This is a genomic window from Sphingomonas canaveralia (assembly GCF_047238125.1).
Lineage (GTDB): Bacteria > Pseudomonadota > Alphaproteobacteria > Sphingomonadales > Sphingomonadaceae > JBDFMH01.
In genome coordinates, this window is sequence record NZ_JBDFMH010000001.1 from 350,539 (window position 1) to 370,304 (window position 19,766).

Here is a 19,766-nt window from a genome sequence, read left to right on the forward strand (position 1 = left end):
GTGCTCAGTACTATGGCGAGTCTCCAAAGGCGCTCATTCTAGCGGGACGGCTCACACATCCAACCGCTCAAATCGTCACACCCCAAGTGGACCTCACTCCCACGCCGCCAGCGGCGGCAGGCTCATCAGGATCGCGTCGATATTGCCGCCGGTCTTCAGCCCGAAACTGGTGCCGCGGTCATAGACCAGGTTGAACTCGGCATAGCGGCCGCGAAACGCCAGCATCTGTGCGCGGTCCGCCTCGGTCCAGGCCATGCCCATCCGCCGCCGCACCAGCGTCGGAAAGATGCCCAGGAACGCCTCGCCCACCGCGCGGGTCAGTGCGAAGCTCGGCTCGAAGTCGCCCTCCAGATGATCGTAGAAGATGCCGCCGACCCCGCGATGCACTTTCCGGTGTGGGATCCAGAAATACTCGTCGGCCCAGGCCTTGAAGCGCGGATAGTCGCCCGGCGGCGCATTGGCGTCGCAGGCCGCCTGCATCGCGGCGTGGAAGTCGGCGGTGTCCTCTTCGTACGGGATCGGCGGATTGAGGTCTGCGCCGCCTCCGAACCAGCGCCTGGTCGTCGCCAGGAAGCGGCAGTTCATGTGCACCGCCGGCGTATGCGGATTGGCCATGTGCGCGACCAGGCTGATGCCGGTGGCGAAGAAGCTTGGATCCTCGCCCGCACCGTGGATCGACTTGGCGAATTCGGGGGCGAACGCGCCGCCCACGGTCGAGACGTTGACGCCCACCTTCTCGAACACGCGGCCCTTCATCAGCCCCTGCACGCCGCCGCCGCCCTTGGCCTCCGGGTCGTCGTCGCGGTTCCAGGGGCGATAGTCGAACGCCGCGTCCGATCCCGCCTCGCGCTCGATCGCCTCGAACGCAGCGCAGATCCGGTCGCGCAAACTCTCGAACCAGTCGCGCGCGGCCTGCTGTTCGGCGTCCAGTGCGATCATTGCGGCCATCCCCCCGTCTGTCTCAGCGCTTCGGCCAATGCGATGCCAGCCGAGACCGCCACGTTCAAGGACCGGAAGCCCGGCCGCATCGGGATCCGCACCGCCAGGTCGCAGCCATCGTGCACCGCATCGGGCACGCCGGCACCTTCGGATCCCAGCAGCAGCATGTCGTCGGGCCGGAACCGGGCATCGGGCAGGGGGCAGGCGGCGCGCGTCGTCAGCAGCACGATCCGGCCCGGCGCGGACGCCCGCAGACTGGCGAAGTCGGGATGGCGAGTCACCGGTGCGGCGTCCGCATAATCCATCCCCGCCCGCCTCAGCGCACGATCGCCGAACGCGAAGCCGCACGGCTCGACGATGTCGACGGCCACCCCGAGGCAGGCCGCCAGCCGCAGGATCGTGCCGACATTGCCGGCGATGTCGGGCTGGTGCAGCGCGATCCGCATGGCCGCTTCGCTACGCGGGCTGCAACGCTGCTGGCAAGCGTGGCAAAATCGATATTGGCAAACCGGCGTGCACAGGGCTACAGCGCGCCAATCGCCCGGGGGCTCGGGCGTCGGCGAAACAGGGCTGCCGCTTGGCGCGCCCTGCCGTTCGTGCATAAGGATAATGGCGCAAAGGCATGGGAATGGCGACGCTCGAACAGTCCGACCATCAGCCGGCAGTGGAGGCCGAAGGCGCCGTCCGCCGTCGCGATTTCATCCACGTCGCCGCGGTCAGCTTTGCTGGTGTCGGTGCCGCCACCGTGCTGCTTCCGCTGGTCAACCAGATGAACCCCTCGGCCGATGTGCTGGCGCTCGCCTCGATTGAGGTCGATCTTTCCGCGATCCAGCCGGGCCAGGCGATCAAGACGCAGTGGCGCAAGCAGCCGGTGTTCATCCGCAACCTGACCCCGAAGGAGATTGCGGAGGCCAATGCCGTGCCCGTCTCCTCGCTGCGCGATCCCCAGACGCTGGCGGAACGCACGAAGGAAGGGAAGGCCAACTGGCTGGTCACGCTGGGCGTCTGCACCCATCTCGGCTGCGTGCCGCTGGGCGCCGCGGAAGGCGAGGCCAAGGGCGATTTCGGCGGCTATTTCTGCCCGTGCCACGGCTCGCACTATGATACCGCCGCGCGCATCCGCAAGGGCCCGGCGCCGCTGAACCTGCATGTCCCCGACTATGCGTTCAAGTCTGATACCGTGATCCAGATCGGCTGAGGTAGAGAAGATGAGCTTTCCCTGGGCGAAGCCTTACGAACCCAAGCTGGGTCTCACCAAGTGGCTGGACGAGCGGCTGCCGCTGCCCCGGCTGGTCTACAACGCGGTCGGCGCCGGCTATCCGGTCCCGCGCAACCTGAACTATTTCTGGAACTTCGGCGTCCTCGCCGGGGCCGCGCTGGGCATCCAGATCATCACCGGCATCGTGCTGGCGATGCATTATGCCGCCAACGGCGCGATCGCGTTCGACTCCGTCGAACATATCATGCGCGATGTGAACAGCGGCTGGCTGCTGCGCTATGCGCACGCCAACGGCGCATCGATGTTCTTCATCGTCGTCTATCTGCACATCTTCCGCGGCCTCTATTACGGATCGTACAAGGCACCGCGTGAAATGGTGTGGCTGCTCGGCGTGGTCATCTTCCTGCTGATGATGGCCACCGCCTTCATGGGCTATGTGCTTCCCTGGGGGCAGATGTCCTATTGGGGCGCGCAGGTGATCACCGGCTTCTTCTCGGCGATCCCGGTAGTGGGCGATCCGATCCGCATCTGGCTGCTGGGCGGCTTCGCGCCGGACAATGCCGCGCTCAACCGCTTCTTCTCGCTGCATTATCTGCTGCCGTTCGTCATCGCGGGCGTCATCATCCTGCACATCTGGGCGCTGCACATCCCCGGGTCGAACAATCCGACCGGCGTGGACGTGAAGGGGCCGCAGGATACGGTGCCGTTCCACCCCTATTACACCGCCAAGGATGGCTTCGGGCTGGGCGTGTTCCTGATCGTGTTCTCGCTGATCCTGTTCTTCGCGCCGAACATGCTGGGCCATCCGGACAATTACATCCCGGCCAACCCGCTCTCCACGCCCGCTCTCATCGTGCCCGAATGGTATTTCCTGCCCTTCTACGCGATCCTGAAGGCGTTCACCGGCGATTTCCTCTGGATCCCGGCGAAGCTGTGGGGCGTGATCGCGATGTTCGGGTCGATCCTGCTGCTGTTCTTCCTGCCCTGGATCGACAGCTCGCCGGTCCGCTCGGCCAATTATCGCCCGCTCTACAAGAAGTTCTTCTGGGTGCTGGTGTTGGACGTGGTGGCGCTCGGCTATCTCGGCCAGGCGGAAGTCACGCCGATGGTCGTGCTCGCCAGCCAGATCTGCGCGGCTTATTATTTCGCCCATTTCCTGATCATCCTGCCCATCGTCTCGGCGATCGAGCGGCCGCTGCCCTTGCCTAACTCGATCTCGGAATCGGTGCTGCATGGCGAGAAGGCGGAAGCCGCGCCTTACGGGGTGGATACCGGCACCGGCCCCGCCGGCCAGCCCGCCTGAGCCTCTCGAGGAGTTAAGAACAGATGGCCCGCATCATCGCCTTCCTCGTAGGCTGTGGTTTCCTTTTCGCGCTCATCTTCTCGGTGATCGTGACCCCGCGTGAAGCGGCCGAGGAATCGGTCGCCCATCGCTTCCACAAGCACCCCAAGGAAGTCGCCTTCAGCAGCGATGGCCCGATGGGCAAGTTCGATCGTGCGCAGCTGCAGCGCGGCTTCCAGGTCTACAAGGAAGTCTGCTCGGCCTGCCATTCGCTGCACCTGGTTGCCTTCCGCGACCTGCAGGAAATCGGCTTCACCGCGCCCGAGGTGAAGGCGATCGCGAACCAGTGGGCGATCGAGGTGCCTTCGGTCGATCCCGCCACCGGCGAGCCCGCGACCCGCAAGGCGCTGCCGTCGGACAAGTTCCCGAGCCCCTATGCCAACGAGACTGCCGCGCGCGCCGCGAACAACAATGCGCTGCCGCCGGATCTGTCGCTGATGACGAAGGCGCGCGAAGGCCACGCGGCCTATGTCTACTCGCTGCTCAGCGGGTACCAGAATCCGCCTGCCAACCTGCCGGCCGAAGCGCAGCCGGGCACGGGGCTGTACTACAACCCCTATTTCGCGAACCTCAACATCGCGATGCCCGCGCCGCTCGCCGCCGATGGCCAGGTGAGCTATGCCGACGGCACCAATGCGACGATCGATCAGATGGCCAAGGACGTCTCGGCCTTCCTGATCTGGACCGCCGAACCCAAGCTTGAGAACCGCAAGCGCACCGGCTGGGCCGTGGTCATCTTCCTGCTGATCGCCACTACGCTGGCCTATCTCAGCTACCAGACGATCTGGGCGGAAAAGAAGGGCAAGCGCGTCGCCGCCTGATCGGCATCGGCGCAGGCGTTGAAAGGGCGCTCCGGCTTGGGCCGGGGCGCCTTTTTCTTTGCTGCGAGGGGCGGGGGCATCTCGTCGTCTTGAAAAGCCAGAATTCAGAAGTCCGCCCGCACAACGTGTCCGGCCATCATGCGGCGAAAGCGAAGCCGAAGCTGCCGACGGAACGACCGCCGATGGTCGATTGCGGTCGTTCATCCACCTGCCTACGTCGTGAGCGGGAGGCTCGGATGCAGGACGGTCGAATAGTCGCGGTTGCCAGCGATGGGGACCATCGCTTCTCTAAACGGCTGGTGTCGCAGATCGAGGTCATCGCCGGGCTCGGCGTCAGGGGCGATGCTCATGCAGGCGACACCGTCAAGCATCGCTCCAGGGTCGCCAGCGATCCAAGCCAGCCGAACTACAGGCAGGTTCACCTGATCCACGCCGAGTTGTTCGCCGAGCTGGAAGCAAAGGGGTTCCGGGTCGGCGCCGCCGATCTCGGCGAGAATGTTACCACGGCCGGTATCGATCTGCTCGCTCTCCCGAGGGGCGCGAGGCTGCGGCTCGGGCGCGATGTGGTCCTCGAGGTGACGGGTCTCCGCAATCCCTGCGCTCAGATCGAGCGCTTCCAGCCGGGCCTGCTCGCCGCCGTGCTGGCCCGCGGACCGAATAACGAGGTGATCCGGAAGGCCGGGATCATGGCGGTCGTGCGAGACGGTGGCGTGGTCCGCCCCGGTGATCTCATCGAAGTCGAACTGCCGCCGCTGCCGCATTCTCCGCTGGAATGCGTCTGAACCTCCACTCTCCACCGGGTCCACACGTCGCCCCAGGCGCGCCGTCACGCGACGCCTGGAGCGATGAAGCGACGGCCGGGCAAAGCCCGGTCGGGCGGCCTAGAAGGCGAGCGACGCCATGATCCGGAAGATACTGTCGTCGCCGCGGCCGCCCAGCACGCCCGAATAGCCGCCCGTGATCGTCAGCGCCTGTGTCGGCGTCCAGTCCCTGCTGCGGGTTCCGATCAACGCCGCGCGAAGAAGCTCGTCGCCACGAAGCTCAGCACCGGCTGGTCATCCTGGTTGAAGGTCGTCGTCCGGCTCGTCACCGCGCCGCGGTCGGGTTTTGATGCGGATGGCTTCACCGCGATCACCTCGGCCTCCACGCGCAGCACGTCGCCGGGATAGACCGGGCGCAGCCAGCGCAGCTCGTCCAGCCCGGGCGATCCCATCGATGTGCCGCCGCCGGTGGCCTGCCAGTGATCCACCATCATCCGCATCGTCATTGCCGCGGTATGCCAGCCGCTGGCCGCCAGCCGGCCGAAGATCGGGCTCGCCGCGGCGGCCGCGTCGTCGAGGTGGAAAGGCTGCGGATCATAGGCCGCGGCAAAGGCCAGCACCTCCTCCCGCGTCACCTCGTAGCGGCCGAATCGCGCCACCTGGCCAACCGCGAAATCGTCGAAGGTCATCGCGCCCTCACACGTTGAAGCGGAACATCAGGATGTCGCCATCCTGCACGGCATAATCCTTGCCTTCCGAACGCCACTTGCCCGCCTCGCGCGCGCCGGCCTCGCCGTTGAACTTCACATAATCATCATAGGCCATCGTCTCGGCGCGGATGAAGCCGCGCTCGAAATCGGTGTGGATCACGCCCGCCGCCTGCGGTGCCTTCGATCCGGCGTGAAAGGTCCAGGCGCGCGCCTCCTTCGGCCCCACGGTGAAGAAGGTCTTCAGCCCCAGCAGTTCATATCCTGCGCGGATCACGCGCGCGAGCCCGGTCTCGCTCAGCCCCAGGTCGCTCAGGAATTCGGCGCGGTCGGCGGGGTCGAGCGTCACGATCTCGGCCTCGATCGCGGCGGAGACGACCACCGCCTGCGCGCCTTCGGCTGCCGCCTTCTCGAACACGCGCGCCGACAGCGCATTGCCTTCGGCCGCAGCACCCTCGTCGACATTGCAGACATAGAGTACGGGCTTAGCGGTCAGCAGCTGGGCGGTATCGAAGATGCGCTGCTCGTCCTCGTCCTTCGGATCGGTCAGCCGGGCGGGCTTGCCGGCGCGCAGCAGCTCCAGCGCCTGGCCCAGCACCGATGCTGCCGCCTTGGCCTCCTTGTCGCCCTGCGCCGCCTTTTTCTGGAATGCGGGCACGCGCTTCTCCAGGCTCTCCAGGTCGGCCAGCATCAGCTCGGTCTCCACCGTCTCGGCGTCGGCGATCGGATCGACCTTGCCTTCGACATGGGTCACGTCGCCATCCTCGAAGCAGCGCAGCACATGCACGATCGCATCCACTTCGCGGATGTTCGCCAGGAACTGGTTGCCCAGCCCTTCGCCCTTGGATGCGCCGCGCACCAGGCCGGCAATGTCGACGAAGCCCAGCTGCGTCTCGATGATCTTGGCGGATTGGCCGATCTTCGCGATCGTCTGCAGACGTTCGTCCGGCACCGCCACCTGGCCGACATTGGGCTCGATCGTGCAGAAGGGATAGTTGGCCGCCTGCGCCGCCGCGGTCTCGGTCAGCGCGTTAAAGAGAGTCGATTTGCCGACGTTCGGCAGGCCCACGATGCCGCAGCGGAAACCCATGGTCTTGGTCGTCCTGTCAGGAATGCCGGCGCAACGGGCCGGCGGATCGCGCCGCCGATAGCGCGCGCGCGTCCCGAATGCCAGCTTGGGCGCCGGTAGAGCGGGTTGCGCATGCGGCCGTTACGGCCCCGATACCAGCAAGGGGATTGCACCATGAGTGACATCAATCGGGACGAGCATGTTGTCGTCGCCAAGAGCAGCTTCAACATCGCCGACATCATCGCCGCGATCGCGCTGCTGCTGCTGCTGGTGCTCGGCCTGCTGAAATTCATGGGCGTCTCGCCGATCTGATGCGGCGTGCGACGGGGCGGCGCGTCGCGGACCCGCCGGCCTTCTATCGCCGCAGCTTCGGCTGCCAGAAGGCGACACGACGAATGGCATAGGACTCGACAGCGCTACCGCTCGCGTCGCGGGCGGGCTGGTACCGCCCCCGTGCGCGGATCGCGCGGCACGGGACCGGGGCGAACGCCGTCGATCCCGACAGGTGGACATTGCGGCACCAGCTGACCTGTCCGCTCGCCAAGATCTGCCACAGCACCGTCACCACCCCGCGCGCGCCGTTTTCCAACGCTTCGTTCGGAAAATCGCGGTCGTCCATCACGATCGGGCGGGCTTCGACAGCCGGCTGGACGATCCGCCCCACCTGCGCGGGATCGATGCCCCATTCCTGCAATTGCCGCCACGAACATCCGTCCAGCGCGCGCAACCCCGCCGGCAGTCCCGTCGGCAGGATCGCGATCTCGCGGCCGTCACCGATCTCGAATGTGATCCGCGTAGCGGTCGACAGATCCTTGGGGGAGGGGATCGCAAGATAGAATTTCTCGCGCTTGTCGGCGATGCGTTCGACGGGGGCGTCGCTGGCCCGCCACCGCAATCCCGGTTCGATGCGGACAGCGCGTTCCCGCTCGCTGCTGTCACGGCCATCGACGGCCGGTGCAAGCAGGGTGAAGAGCATCGTGCTGGAGATCGGGGACCGGTCGATCCTGACCGAAACCGCATCCGCGCCCGATCCGAACGTGCGCAGCAGGCTGCAGCCGCCTTCCGATCGATCGACCACCCATGGCCCGCCGGGCGCGAGTGCTGGCGGCACTGATCGCAAGCCATATCAACCCGGTCGTCAGCCCCGCCATCTCACGCCCCCCGCACGCTGGCGATCAGGCTATCGGCGCATTGGCCGTGCTGCAATCGGCCCGTGTCAGCCCTGCATCCGCAGCGCCACCTCGTTCATGAAGCGGGCATCGTCGCCCGCCGCCAGCCACGGGGCCTCCGCGGCGATCGCGCCCAGCATCTGCGCCAGATCGTCCATCTCAGCCTTGGAATAATTGCCCAGCACATGGGGCGTTACCCGGTCCTTGTGGCCGGGATGGCCGATGCCGATCCGCACCCGGCGAAACGCATTGCCGATATGGGCCTCGGTCGATCGCAGGCCGTTATGCCCCGCGGTGCCGCCGCCGGTCTTCACCTTCACCTTGAACGGCGCCAGGTCGAGCTCGTCGTGGAAGGCGGTGACGTCGCCTTCGGCCAGCTTGTAGAAGCGCATAGCCTCGCCCACCGCGCGGCCGCTGTCGTTCATGAAGGTGGCGGGTTTCAGCAGCAGGATGCGGTCGCTGCCGATCCGGCCGGTGGTGGTCCAGCCCTGGAAGCCCTTCTTCCACGGGTCGAACCGGTGCAGCTCGGCGATCGTATCGAGCGCCATGAAGCCGACATTGTGGCGGTGCAGCGCATATTGCGCACCCGGATTGCCCAGGCCGACCCAGATCTGCATCGATGGGCCTCTTGTGGGGCGAGCCCCTTCCCGATCGCGGGAAGGGGCTGCCGTCGCGGATTACTCCGCCTTGTCGCCTTCGCCATCCTCGGCGTCGGAGTCGGCCTCGGCGGCCTCCTCGGCAGCGGCCTCGGCCGAAGCTTCGGACTGCTCGGCGGCGACCTGCGCCTCAAGCTCCTCGTCTTCCTTGGTCGGCACGGTCGGCGGCACGATCGTCGCGATCGTCACGGCCTCGTCCTCGTTGGCCGGCGTCACGCCCTTGGGCAGCGTGATGTCACCCACATGGATGGTGTCGCCGATCTCGCGGCCCGCCAGCGAGATCGTGATCTCGGTCGGGATGTCGGCCGCATCGCAGACCAGCGCCAGCTCGTGCGCGACGACGTTCAGCACGCCATTGCCCTGCTTGATGCCGGGAGCGTCGTCATGGTCGGTGAAATGCACCGGCACCGATACGGTGACGGTCGCATGCTCGCTGATCCGCAGGAAATCGACATGGATCGGGCGATCGCTGACCGGATGGAAATGCACGTCCTTGGGCAGCGTGCGCGTCTTGCGACCGTCGATGTCGATCATCACGACGGTGTTCATGAAGTGGCCCGTGCTCAGCGCCTTGGCGAGCGCCTTTTCCTCGACGTGGATCGAGACGGGGTCCTTCTTCTGGCCGTAGATCACGGCGGGCACGCGGCCTTCGCGACGCATGGCACGGGAGGCTCCCTTGCCAGCCCGTTCGCGCGTCCCGGCCGACAGCGTAAGCTGATCGCTCATTGCAGTCTCCGATTGCTGGATATCATCAACCCCCGCCGCGCCTCCAGGGATGACCATGACGGGGAGGCGCGCGCATAGCGGAGGCGGCGCGGCGAGTCAAAGTCGGCGAAGATCCGCCCCCGGCGAGGGCGGACAGGAAGGCTCACTGCACCCGTTCGACCTTCAGCCCCTTCTTCTCGAGCAGTTCGCGCACCGATCCCGGACCTGCCAAATGGCCCGCGCCCACGGCGATCAGGATCTTGCCGGGGCGATCCGCCAGCATTTTCTGGATGCTGTCCGCCCAGGCGATATTCCGACGCACCAGCAGCGCCTCGCGCAGCGCGGGGCTGACTTCCAGATCCTCGTCGAAGGTCGCCGCGATCCCGGCCTCGTCTCCCTTTGCCCAGGCGGCCAGCATCTCGGCAAAGTCGTCCTTGGCGGTCTTGGGATCCTCCAGCAGGGTCTCCAGGAACTTGCGCTGCTCGGGCTCGGGCAGGGCATCCAGGAAGCCCAGCTGCTGCTCGGGCGATTCCAGCCCCTCGATCGGCTTCTTCGCATCGTTGAACTGCTTCTGCACGATGTCCTCGACACCGTTGCCCGCTTCCATGCCGAGATCGCCGATCGTCACGCCGACCAGCATCAGCGCCGCCGTCCACGTCTCCATCCGGTCCAGCAGCGATGTCGGCACCGGGCTGCGCTTCAGCATCGTCTCCAGCGCGGCGCGCTTGTCGGGCGCCACCCGCTCGATCAGCGGCGGCAGGCCCGGGCTCGATCCCATCTTCAGCAGCAGCGCGCCGGCCTTCTCGGGCTCCTTGTCGAGCAGCGTCTCGATCACCAGCGTGTCCGCCTGGCCAAATGCCTCGCGCAGCACCGGGTTCTGCCAGGCATAGCCTTCGGGCAGCACGTGGATCGTGCCGAACAGCCAGATCGTCGTGTCCGCATCGCTCACCTTCCACAAGGCGGGCTTCGCGATGTGCAGCGTGGTGTCCGCGGCGGGGGCGGGGGCCTGCACCGGGGCCGGGGTCGGCTCGGGGGCGGCGGCGGTCAGCGCCAGGGCGGCGATCAGCGGACGGAAGAACATCATCGCCGCCTTCGCTACTCCGCCCTGAACGCGGCGTGAAGGGTGCCTCGCGCGCCCGAAGGTTGACCGCGCTCGCTTTGGCCGCATAACGCGCAGCCACAAACCAGGGATATCCTCGATCGTGGCCCAGCCGCTGAGCTTCCAGAACCTGATCCTCACGCTCCATGATTATTGGAGCGCGCAGGGCTGCGTGATCCTCCAGCCTTACGACATGGAAATGGGGGCCGGCACCTTCCATCCCGCCACCACGCTGCGCGCGCTGGGGCCGAAGCCGTGGAAGGCCGCCTATGTCCAGCCCTCGCGCCGCCCCACTGACGGCCGCTATGGCGAGAATCCCAACCGGCTTGGCCATTATTACCAGTATCAGGTGATCCTGAAGCCCAGCCCGGCCGATCTGCAGGATCTCTATCTCGGCTCGCTGGCCCGCATCGGCATCGATTTCACGCGCCACGACATCCGCTTCGTGGAAGATGACTGGGAAAGCCCCACGCTCGGCGCCTGGGGGCTGGGCTGGGAAGTCTGGTGCGACGGGATGGAAGTCACCCAGTTCACCTATTTCCAGCAGGTCGGCGGCTATGATTGCAAGCCGGTCGCGGGCGAGCTCACCTACGGGCTCGAACGGCTGGCGATGTACATCCAGGGCGTCGACAACGTCTATGATCTGCGCTTCAACGATGATGGCGTCAGCTATGGCAACGTCTTCCTCGAAAACGAGCGTCAGTTCAGCGCCTATAATTTCGAGGCGGCCAACACCGATACGCTGTTCCAGCAGTTCCGCATGGCCGCCGACGAGGCGAAGGCGCTGATCGAGCGCGGCCTGCCGCTGCCCGCCTATGATCAGACGATCAAGGCCAGCCACATCTTCAATACCCTTCAGGCGCGCGGCGTGATCTCGGTCGCCGAACGCCAGGCCTATATCGGCCGCGTCCGCGATCTGGCGAAAGGCGCCTGCGAAGCCTGGATGACCCACAACGGATGGGTGGCGTGAAGCCGATGACCGATTTCCTCCTCGAACTCCTGTCCGAAGAAATCCCCGCGCGGATGCAGGCAAAGGCCTGTGCCGATCTCGAGCGGCTGTTCGCGGCCGAGATCGCGAAGGCCGGGCTCGCCGCTGCCGCGATCGAAACCTATGCCACCCCACGCCGGCTGGCGCTGATCGCACGCGGCCTGCCCGCCGCCACCGATCCGGTGTCAGAGGAGACCAAGGGCCCGCGCGCCTCCGCGCCGCCGCAGGCGCTCGAAGGCTTCCTGCGCAAGACCGGCCTCACCCGTGATCAGCTGGTCGAACGCGACGGCGTGTTGTTCGCGGTCGTCGAGCAGCCCGGCCGCGCCACTGCCGATGTGCTCGCCGCCGCGATCCCCGCGATCATCCGCGCCTTCCCCTGGCCGAAATCGATGCGCTGGGGCACCGCGTCCGCCAGCACCGCGTCGCTGCGCTGGGTGCGCCCGCTGAAAGGCATCGTCGCGCTGCTGGGCGATAATGTCGTGGCGCTGGAGATCGACGGCATCGTCAGCGGTGCCGCCACCGTCGGCCACCGCTTCCACCATCCCGATATCGTCACGATCGGCAATGCGGACGATTATGCCGCCAAGCTGCGCGCCTGCCACGTGATCCTCGATCCGGCCGAGCGCCAGCAGATCATCCGCGACGGCGCCGCCCGCGCCGCCGCCGCCCGCGGCCTGTCGGTCGTGCCGGACGAGGGGCTGGTCGCCGAGAATGCCGGCCTTACCGAATGGCCGGTGCCGCTGCTCGGCGATTTCGATCCCGCCTTCCTCGAAGTCCCGCGCGAGGTGATCCAGCTCACCATGCGCACCAACCAGAAATATTTCGCCTGCGTCGATGCCGCCGGCGCGCTTGCCCCGAACTTCATCTGCACCGCCAATATCGATGCGCAGGACGGCGGTGCCGCGATCGTCGCGGGCAACCAGCGCGTGCTCTCCGCGCGGCTGTCGGACGCGAAATTCTTCTGGGAACAGGATCTCAAGATCCCCCTCGCAGACCAGGCAAGCAAGCTCTCGCAGATCGTCTTCCACGAAAAGCTCGGTACCGTCGCCGACAAGGTCGATCGCGTCGCGAAGCTGGCCCGCTGGCTGGTGGAAGAGGGGATCGTGAAATCCTCCTCCGCGCAGCGGCAGACCCTCGCCGACATGGCCGAACAGGCTGCCCGACTCTGCAAGGCCGATCTCGTCACCGGCATGGTCGGCGAGTTCCCCGAACTGCAAGGCGTGATCGGCGGCTATTACGCCCGCGCCGAAGGCCTGCCGGAAGCCGTCGCCGACGCGATCCGCGACCATTACAAGCCGGTCGGCCAGGGCGATGAGGTACCGACCGCGCCGGTGACGGTAGCGGTGTCACTGGCGGACAAGCTGGATACGATTTTCGCATTCTTTGCGGCCGGTGAGCCGCCGAGCGGTTCTCGTGATCCATTTGCGCTTCGCAGGCAAGCTTTGGCTTCGATCGCGATAATCTTGCGCAATAATGTTAGAGTTGGGCTGCGATCAGTCTGGCATTCCCTCGGCGTTATGCAGCAGGAAGGCTATGCGTATCGAATGGCCGACGATATTGCCGACCTTGGAGAGCGTCTTGATACATATACAAAAGATTTGAGAAGGCGTCATGCTGGTGAATACGACCGGCTAAATGCGTTGATTGACGAGGCTATATCGGACTTTTTGCTGCGAGTGCCCGAAATCAGTTCCGATGCCTTTAATCGGCCAGAACAACAAAGGCGCATTGGTGCAGCGCACCGGAATCACATAGCCAGTCATCTATGGTTCCCCGATTGGAAAGCTGTGGAGAATGCTGGACAGCTAACGGCATTTTTTGTTGCCGACCGCCTGAAAGTCCAGCAGCGCGAAGCCGGCGTCCGCCACGATCTGATCGATGCCGTGTTCGCGCTCGGCGGGGAGGACGACCTTGTCCGCCTGCTCGCCCGCGTCCATGCGCTCCAGGCGTTCGTCGCCACCGATGACGGCGCGAACCTGCTCGCCGGATACAAGCGCGCCGCCAACATCCTCCGCATCGAGCAGAAGAAGGACGGCACGCAGAACTTTCCTACAGCCCCCCCTCCGGGCTATACTGCGCAGCCCGCGGAGGCCGCGCTGGTCGCCGCGCTCGATGCGGCCGAGCCGGCCGCTGCCGCCGCGGTCGAGCAGGAGGATTTCGCGCGTGCCATGCAGGCCCTGTCCACCTTGCGCGCGCCGATCGACGGCTTCTTCGACGATGTCACCGTCAACGATCCCGATCCCGCGATCCGCGCCTATCGGCTGGGCCTGCTCGCGCGGATCCGTGATGCCGTCCATCGCGTCGCGGATTTCTCGAAGATCGAGGGCTGATCCGCCGCGCCGCCCGCGCGCTGGACGGTGTGAACTTCGTCCCGAAACGGGATTCTTCGTGTGTGGCCGGCGCAATGCGCGGCCGACCGCAAGCGTTCGGGCATCCGAGCAACCCCTCTCCCTTTGCCGGAGTTGTGTCACGCGGTGCTGCGGTGCAATAGGCGCGCAATCGAGAGACGATCCGGAGCAATTTTCTGATGGCAAGCGCAGCGGTGGCTGAAACGTCCGATCGCTATGTCTACCGCTTCGGCGGCGGCGTGTCCGATGGCGGCTCCGGTGACAAGAATCTGCTCGGCGGTAAGGGCGCGAACCTGGCGGAGATGGCGTCGATCGGCCTGCCGGTGCCGCCGGGCTTCACCATCTCCACCGCGATGTGCGCGCGCTATTATGACGAGGGCCAGGCCTTCCCCGAAAGCCTGCGCGCCGAAGTGGCGGGCGGCATCGCCCATATCGAGGCAGTGACGGGCAAGGCGTTCGGCGATCCCGCCAACCCGCTGCTCGTCTCGGTCCGCTCGGGCGCGCGCGCCTCGATGCCGGGAATGATGGATACGGTGCTGAACCTGGGCCTGAACGACGAGACCGTCGCCGGCCTCGCCGCCGTCTCGGGCGATCCGCGCTTCGCGTGGGACAGCTATCGCCGCTTCATCCAAATGTATTCGGATGTCGTGCTCGAGCTCGATCATGGCGCGTTCGAGGAAGCGCTGGAGATCGCCAAGGAAGACAAGGGCGTCAGCCTCGATACCGAATTGTCCGCCACCGACTGGGAAGCGCTGGTCCGCCAGTACAAGGCGATCGTCGAGGAGGAATGGGGCAAGCCCTTCCCGCAGGACGTGCACGAGCAGTTGTGGGGCGCGGTCGGCGCGGTGTTCGGATCGTGGCAGTCCGAACGCGCCAAGGTCTATCGCCGGCTGAACGGTATCCCCGGCGAATGGGGCACCGCGGTCAACGTGCAGGCGATGGTGTTCGGCAATATGGGCGAAACCTCGGCCACCGGCGTCGCCTTCACCCGCGATCCCTCGAAGGGCGATCGCGCTTATTACGGTGAGTATCTGATCAACGCGCAGGGCGAGGATGTTGTCGCCGGCATCCGTACGCCCCAATATCTGACGAAGGCCGCGCGTGAGGCCGCCAATGCGAAGCCCGCCTCGATGGAAGAGGCGATGCCGCAGGTCTATGGAGAGCTCGCCAAGGTGTTCGACCTGCTCGAGACGCATTACCGCGACATGCAGGATATCGAATTCACGGTGGAGCAGGGCAAGCTCTGGATGCTCCAGACGCGTGCCGGCAAGCGCACCGCGAAGGCCGCGCTGAAGATCGCGGTCGACATGGCGGCAGAAGGGCTGATCACCGAGGCTGAGGCAGTCGCCCGCGTCGATCCGTCCGCGCTCGATCAGCTGCTGCACCCCACGCTCGATCCCGCCGCCCCGCGCGATGTGATCGCCAAGGGATTGCCGGCCTCGCCGGGCGCCGCATCGGGCATCGTCGTGTTCGATGCCGATACCGCCGAAAAGCGCGCCGAGATGGGCGACGCCGTCATCCTGGTCCGCACCGAGACCAGCCCGGAGGATATCCACGGCATGCACGCCGCCCGCGGCATCCTCACCGCACGCGGCGGCATGACCAGCCATGCTGCCGTGGTCGCGCGCGGCATGGGCCGCCCCTGCGTGTCGGGGGTCGGGACACTGGCGATCGATGCGAAGGCGAAGCGCTTCCGCGTAGGCGGGCGCGAGGTGGGCGAGGGCGATGTCATCACCATCGATGGCGCGACCGGCGAAGTGATGCTGGGCGAAGTCGCCACGGTGGAGCCCGAGCTGGCCGGCGATTTCGGCACGCTGATGGTCTGGGCGGACAAGGTCCGCCGGCTGAAGGTGCGCACCAACGCCGAAACCCCCGCCGATTGCCGCACCGCGCGCCAGTTCGGCGCCGAAGGCATTGGTCTCTGCCGTACCGAGCATATGTTCTTCGATGCCGCGCGCATCACCGCCGTTCGCCAGATGATCCTGGCGGAGGACGAGAAGGGCCGCCGCGTCGCGCTGGAAAAGCTGCTGCCCGAGCAGCGCGACGATTTCCGCCAGATCTTTGAGATCATGGCCGGCCTGCCCGTCACCATCCGCCTGCTCGATCCGCCGCTGCACGAATTCCTGCCGCACGAGGAGGAGGAGTTCGCCGAGGTCGCCAAGGCGACCGGGCTGGGCGTGGAGGCGCTGCGCCGCCGCGCGGCCGAGCTGCACGAATTCAACCCGATGCTCGGCCATCGTGGCTGCCGGCTGGGCGTCACCTATCCCGAGATCTACGAGATGCAGGCGCGTGCCATCTTCGAGGCCGCGGTCGAAGTGGCGGAGACGAGCGGCGACGCGCCGATCCCCGAAGTCATGGTCCCGCTGGTTGGCACGCGGCGCGAGCTGGAGCTGATGAAGACCGTGATCGACAAGGCCGCCGAAGCGGTGTTCGCCGACAAGGGCCGACGCATCGACTATCTGGTCGGCACGATGATCGAACTGCCGCGTGCCGCGCTCAAGGCGCGCGAGATCGCCGAGGTCGGCGAATTCTTCTCGTTCGGCACCAACGATCTCACGCAGACGACGCTCGGCGTCAGCCGTGACGATGCCAGCCGCTTCCTCACCGCCTATGTCGACAAGGGCATCTACGCCAAGGATCCGTTCGTCAGCCTCGACATCGATGGCGTTGGCGAGTTGATCGCGATGGCGGCGGAACGCGGGCGCGCGGGGCGGCCCGATATCAAGCTCGGCATCTGCGGCGAACATGGTGGCGATCCCGCCTCGATCGCCTTCTGCGAACAGCTCGGCCTCGATTATGTCTCCGCGTCGCCCTATCGCGTGCCGATCGCGCGGCTGGCTGCAGCGCAGGCGGCGCTGAAAGGCTGATCCGTGCGTTGACCTGTCTACAAGGAGATAGGCCGATGCACGCGCTGAAGATGATGATGCCGCTCCTGCTGTTCGGCTGCGGGCAAGGCGAGGGCGCCGAACAGCGCACCGTCACCCAGGCTACGCGCGAAGGCGCATCGGTGTCGCCGATGCCCGAGGGACGCGGAGGCAAGGCGCGGATCGACAAGGGCGGGGGCACGCTTCCTGCGACCGCGACGTTCGACTATACCGGCGATTGGGCCGCCACCGCGGATCTGTGCGCCGGCGGCCGCTGGCGCTTCACCCGTGATGGCGTGTCCACCGCCGGCGAAACCAGCTGCACCGGCCGCGCGATCGACGAGAGCGCCGATCGCATCACGCTCGATTACGCCTGCACCGCCGAAGGGCTCGAAACGCAGGAGCGCTGGACGATCGACCATCTTGCCGACAATCGCATCCGGGTCGTCCGCGCCGAAACCAATGGCAAACCGATCGGCGACGTCACTCTGCAAAGCTGTCCGACCGCCGCCGGCTGACCGCGCTGATCAGTTGAAGAAACGACCGCGATGCTCGTCGTGCCGGCCGGCTTCCAGCATGTCGGCCTGCTCGCGCCAGCGCTGCCGCTCGATATGGCCGGGCTCCCAGCCCATCCGTCCTTCAAGCGCCGCCTCGTCCTTCGCGCTCAGCGCGCTGATGTCGCGATAGCGGTGGATGCCGGCATCGTTCAGCCGCGTCTCGCCCTCGCGCCCGATGCCGTGGATCAGCGACAGATCATCGCGCTTGCCCCGCGCCGCCGCCGCGATTCCGCCCGCTGCGCCCACGCCCACTGGCGCATGGCGCTCCAGTTCGGCGATGCGCGCATTGGCCGCTTCGATGCGGGCGTCCTTGGCTTCGCGCAATGCGGCATGCTCGGCCCGCTCGCGCTCATATTCGCGCTTCCAGCGCCGTCCGCCGGATCGTGATGCTAGGCCGAACAGCCAGCCCAGCAGCAGCACGAGCAGCAGCACGCCCCATTCGTTCGTCGAAAAGCTCATCGTGCATCCCCTGCCGATTACAGGGGTGAAACGGGGCGCACCGCACCCCGTTCCATTACGGCTTAGTTCCTAGTTCCGGTTGAGGAAGCTGTCGCTGATCGAGCAGGCCGCCGGCCCGAGGATCACGATGAACAGCACCGGCAGGATGAACAGGATCAGCGGCACGGTCATGATCGCAGGCAGGCGGGCTGCCTTCTCTTCCGCGCGCATCATGCGTTCGTTGCGGAATTCGGCCGAAAGCACGCGCAGCGCCGAAGCCAGCGGGGTGCCGTACTTCTCGGTCTGGATCATGGTCGTCACGACGCCGCGGACCGAATCCAGGTCGACGCGGTTGGCCAGATTCTCGAACGCAGTCCGGCGATCGGTCAGGAAGCCGAGCTCGATTGCGGTCAGTGCGAATTCGTCGCCCAGCTCGGGATAGGCCTTGCCCAGTTCCTTGGCGACGCGGTGAAACGCGGCATCCACGGTCAGGCCGGCTTCGGCGCAGATCACCAACAGATCCAGCGCGTCGGGCAGACCTTTCCGGATCGCGGCCGAACGCTTCGTGATCTTGTTCTTCACGATCGTGTCGGGCGCCTTGTAGCTGCCGATCAACGCAGTCGCGACCAGCCCGAACTGCTTGATCGGGCTCCAGTCCGGCACGACCTTGAACACATAGACGGCAAGCGCCGCACCGCCGCCGATCACGATCGGCAGCACCAGCCGACCGAAGATGATCGCGACCGCGGCGTCCTTCGAACGGATGCCGGCCTGCGCCAGCTTCTTCTGCGCATCCTTCAGCTGCGTATCCTGCAGCACCTTCAGCGATGCCAGGAACGAGCGCATCCGATCGGTCGTCTCGTTGGACTTGGTCAGCTTCACACGGCGCTTGGACGTGGAGGCAGTGATGCCGGCTTTCAGCTGTTCGCGACGCTCGTTCAGCGCCTTCACGCGCTTCGCCATCGGGTCGCGCACCGTTGTCGCCGCATAGATGGCGACAAGCAGCGCGAAGGTGGCGACGGCCGTCATCATCGTCGCGACGAAGAAGACGTCGACTCCCATCAGGGTCGGGCCGGCTGCGGTTTCCATGTTGCTGTCCCGCCCTCGCTCAGATCTCGAAGTTGATCATCTGTTTCATGATGTACGCACCGATCGCCATCCAGATCAGCCCGCCACCACCGGCAATCATCAGCCGCTCGTCGCTGAAGAACTTGCCCATATAATCATAGTTGATGTAGCAGATCATGCCGAACACGGTGAAGGGCAGCGCGCCGATGATGTAGGCGGATGCCTTCGATTCCGAAGACATCGCCTTGATCTTCAGCTTCATCTGGCTGCGCTTGCGAAGCACTTCCGCAAGGTTTGAAAGCGTCTCGGCAAGGTTGCCGCCCGTCTCGCGCTGGATCGCCAGGGTGATCGTGAAGAACTGGAATTCGGGCGTTCCCAGCCGGTCTGCGGTTTCCTGCAGCGCGGCATCCATGGTGCGGCCGATCTTCATCTTGTCGGCGACCGCGCGGAATTCGATGCCGACCGGGCCGGGCACTTCCTGGCCGACCACGCCCAGCGTCTCCGAAATCGGCAGGCCGGAGCGCAGGCCACGTACCAGCAATTCGATCGCGTCGGGGAATTTCGCGGTGAACTTGCCGACCCGCTTCTTGATCGCCATCCCGACGATCATGTGCGGCAGGCCCAGCCCCACGAACAGCCCCAGGAGCAGCGCCAGCATCAGCGGCAGCCCCTTCAGCCAAGCAGCCAGACCGACGATCGCGAGCAGGCCCAGCGAGATGACGGCATATTTGCCGAGCGTCCAGTTCTTGCCGGTCATCTCCAGCCGCTTCCGCAGGATCGCCGGGTTCGGGATCAGCTTGGTGAAATAGCTGTCGAGCCTGGTGTCGCGCTGCGCCAGGATTTTGCGCATCTGCGCGGCGACCACGGCTTCGCCGGTGCCGGTGTGGCGCGCCTTGACGGCGTCGAGCCGGCGCGTCCTCGCCTTGCCCGTGGACGGGCCGGAGAAGGCGGCCACCGCCAGCAGCACCATCGCCGCCAGCCCGCCAATGAAGAGGATCAAGGTCATTCGACTGCGC

21 protein-coding genes are annotated in these 19,766 nt (G+C 66.1%); 9 read left to right on the forward strand and 12 right to left on the reverse strand.

Annotated elements, in window-relative coordinates; all coding sequences use genetic code 11:
• Positions 1-93: 93 nt before the first annotated feature.
• Positions 94-939, reverse strand: coding sequence for an oxygen-dependent coproporphyrinogen oxidase (gene hemF / locus ABC347_RS01720; RefSeq protein WP_413244061.1), 846 nt, complete (start codon positions 937-939; stop codon positions 94-96).
• Entirely contained in the window at positions 936-1,385 is a 450-nt protein-coding gene (locus ABC347_RS01725; protein ID WP_413244062.1) for a tRNA (cytidine(34)-2'-O)-methyltransferase, read from the reverse strand. The genes hemF and ABC347_RS01725 overlap by 4 nt, the downstream gene beginning before the upstream one ends.
• A 182-nt stretch (positions 1,386-1,567) precedes the next feature.
• Between ABC347_RS01725 and petA the strand changes: the two genes are divergently transcribed.
• From petA to ABC347_RS01745, 4 genes are all read left to right on the forward strand, one after another.
• Positions 1,568-2,137 carry a ubiquinol-cytochrome c reductase iron-sulfur subunit gene (gene petA, locus ABC347_RS01730; protein ID WP_413246978.1) on the forward strand — a complete coding sequence of 190 codons (570 nt, stop codon included), beginning with the start codon at positions 1,568-1,570 and terminating at the stop codon, positions 2,135-2,137.
• A gap of 10 nt (positions 2,138-2,147) precedes the next feature.
• Positions 2,148-3,461, forward strand: a complete 1,314-nt coding sequence (locus ABC347_RS01735) for a cytochrome b (RefSeq protein WP_413244063.1) — start codon at positions 2,148-2,150, stop codon at positions 3,459-3,461.
• Between the two features lie 23 nt (positions 3,462-3,484).
• A complete protein-coding gene (locus tag ABC347_RS01740) occupies positions 3,485-4,321 on the forward strand; it encodes a cytochrome c1 (RefSeq protein ID WP_413244064.1) in 837 nt (278 codons plus the stop codon).
• A gap of 89 nt (positions 4,322-4,410) precedes the next feature.
• On the forward strand, positions 4,411-5,103 hold the full coding sequence (locus ABC347_RS01745; RefSeq protein ID WP_413244065.1) for an MOSC domain-containing protein: 693 nt from the start codon (positions 4,411-4,413) through the stop codon (positions 5,101-5,103).
• 99 nt (positions 5,104-5,202) lie between these two features.
• Here ABC347_RS01745 and ABC347_RS01750 read toward each other — a convergent pair whose 3' ends face one another.
• The 3 genes from ABC347_RS01750 to ychF are packed head-to-tail and all read right to left on the reverse strand — an operon-like array spanning position 5,203 to position 6,879.
• The gene (locus tag ABC347_RS01750) at positions 5,203-5,331 is read right to left on the reverse strand and encodes a hypothetical protein (protein WP_413244066.1); all 129 of its coding nucleotides are present in this window, start codon (positions 5,329-5,331) and stop codon (positions 5,203-5,205) included.
• Positions 5,328-5,771, reverse strand: coding sequence for a MaoC family dehydratase (locus ABC347_RS01755; protein WP_413244067.1), 444 nt, complete (start codon positions 5,769-5,771; stop codon positions 5,328-5,330). Before ABC347_RS01755 ends, ABC347_RS01750 begins: the two co-directional genes overlap by 4 nt.
• Positions 5,772-5,778: 7 nt before the next feature.
• Complete coding sequence (gene ychF, locus ABC347_RS01760; protein ID WP_413244068.1) at positions 5,779-6,879, reverse strand: redox-regulated ATPase YchF; 1,101 nt, start codon at positions 6,877-6,879, stop codon at positions 5,779-5,781.
• A 153-nt stretch (positions 6,880-7,032) separates the two neighbouring features.
• Between ychF and ABC347_RS01765 the strand changes: the two genes are divergently transcribed.
• Complete coding sequence (locus ABC347_RS01765; RefSeq protein ID WP_413244069.1) at positions 7,033-7,170, forward strand: hypothetical protein; 138 nt, start codon at positions 7,033-7,035, stop codon at positions 7,168-7,170.
• A gap of 43 nt (positions 7,171-7,213) precedes the next feature.
• Here the strand turns inward: ABC347_RS01765 and ABC347_RS01770 are convergent, their stop codons facing one another.
• From ABC347_RS01770 to ABC347_RS01785, 4 genes are all read right to left on the reverse strand, one after another.
• Positions 7,214-7,969: an energy transducer TonB gene (locus tag ABC347_RS01770; protein ID WP_413244070.1), complete on the reverse strand. Its 756-nt coding sequence runs from the start codon at positions 7,967-7,969 to the stop codon at positions 7,214-7,216.
• 105 nt (positions 7,970-8,074) lie between these two features.
• Positions 8,075-8,644: an aminoacyl-tRNA hydrolase gene (gene pth, locus ABC347_RS01775; RefSeq protein ID WP_413244071.1), complete on the reverse strand. Its 570-nt coding sequence runs from the start codon at positions 8,642-8,644 to the stop codon at positions 8,075-8,077.
• A gap of 60 nt (positions 8,645-8,704) precedes the next feature.
• Positions 8,705-9,409 carry a 50S ribosomal protein L25/general stress protein Ctc gene (locus tag ABC347_RS01780; RefSeq protein ID WP_413244072.1) on the reverse strand — a complete coding sequence of 235 codons (705 nt, stop codon included), beginning with the start codon at positions 9,407-9,409 and terminating at the stop codon, positions 8,705-8,707.
• Positions 9,410-9,551: 142 nt separating this feature from the next.
• The gene (locus ABC347_RS01785) at positions 9,552-10,472 is read right to left on the reverse strand and encodes a TraB/GumN family protein (protein ID WP_413244073.1); all 921 of its coding nucleotides are present in this window, start codon (positions 10,470-10,472) and stop codon (positions 9,552-9,554) included.
• Positions 10,473-10,587: 115 nt separating this feature from the next.
• On the opposite strand from ABC347_RS01785, the gene ABC347_RS01790 reads away from it, so the two are divergent.
• The 4 genes from ABC347_RS01790 to ABC347_RS01805 all read left to right on the forward strand — a co-directional run bounded on the left by ABC347_RS01790 (position 10,588) and on the right by ABC347_RS01805 (position 17,205).
• Positions 10,588-11,457, forward strand: a complete 870-nt coding sequence (locus ABC347_RS01790; RefSeq protein WP_413246979.1) for a glycine--tRNA ligase subunit alpha — start codon at positions 10,588-10,590, stop codon at positions 11,455-11,457.
• Between the two features lie 5 nt (positions 11,458-11,462).
• Entirely contained in the window at positions 11,463-13,805 is a 2,343-nt protein-coding gene (glyS, locus tag ABC347_RS01795; protein WP_413244074.1) for a glycine--tRNA ligase subunit beta, read from the forward strand.
• Between the two features lie 197 nt (positions 13,806-14,002).
• Positions 14,003-16,690 (forward strand): pyruvate, phosphate dikinase, encoded by a 2,688-nt coding sequence (ppdK, locus tag ABC347_RS01800; RefSeq protein ID WP_413244075.1) that lies wholly within the window; start codon positions 14,003-14,005, stop codon positions 16,688-16,690.
• 35 nt (positions 16,691-16,725) lie between these two features.
• Positions 16,726-17,205, forward strand: a complete 480-nt coding sequence (locus ABC347_RS01805; RefSeq protein WP_413244076.1) for a hypothetical protein — start codon at positions 16,726-16,728, stop codon at positions 17,203-17,205.
• Positions 17,206-17,214: 9 nt separating this feature from the next.
• On the opposite strand, the gene ABC347_RS01810 is transcribed toward ABC347_RS01805, so the two are convergent.
• The 3 genes from ABC347_RS01810 to ABC347_RS01820 all read right to left on the reverse strand — a co-directional run bounded on the left by ABC347_RS01810 (position 17,215) and on the right by ABC347_RS01820 (position 19,756).
• Entirely contained in the window at positions 17,215-17,703 is a 489-nt protein-coding gene (locus tag ABC347_RS01810) for a hypothetical protein (RefSeq protein WP_413244077.1), read from the reverse strand.
• A gap of 69 nt (positions 17,704-17,772) precedes the next feature.
• Positions 17,773-18,771: a type II secretion system F family protein gene (locus ABC347_RS01815; RefSeq protein WP_413244078.1), complete on the reverse strand. Its 999-nt coding sequence runs from the start codon at positions 18,769-18,771 to the stop codon at positions 17,773-17,775.
• A gap of 19 nt (positions 18,772-18,790) precedes the next feature.
• Positions 18,791-19,756, reverse strand: coding sequence for a type II secretion system F family protein (locus ABC347_RS01820; RefSeq protein ID WP_413244079.1), 966 nt, complete (start codon positions 19,754-19,756; stop codon positions 18,791-18,793).
• Positions 19,757-19,766: the final 10 nt, after the last annotated feature.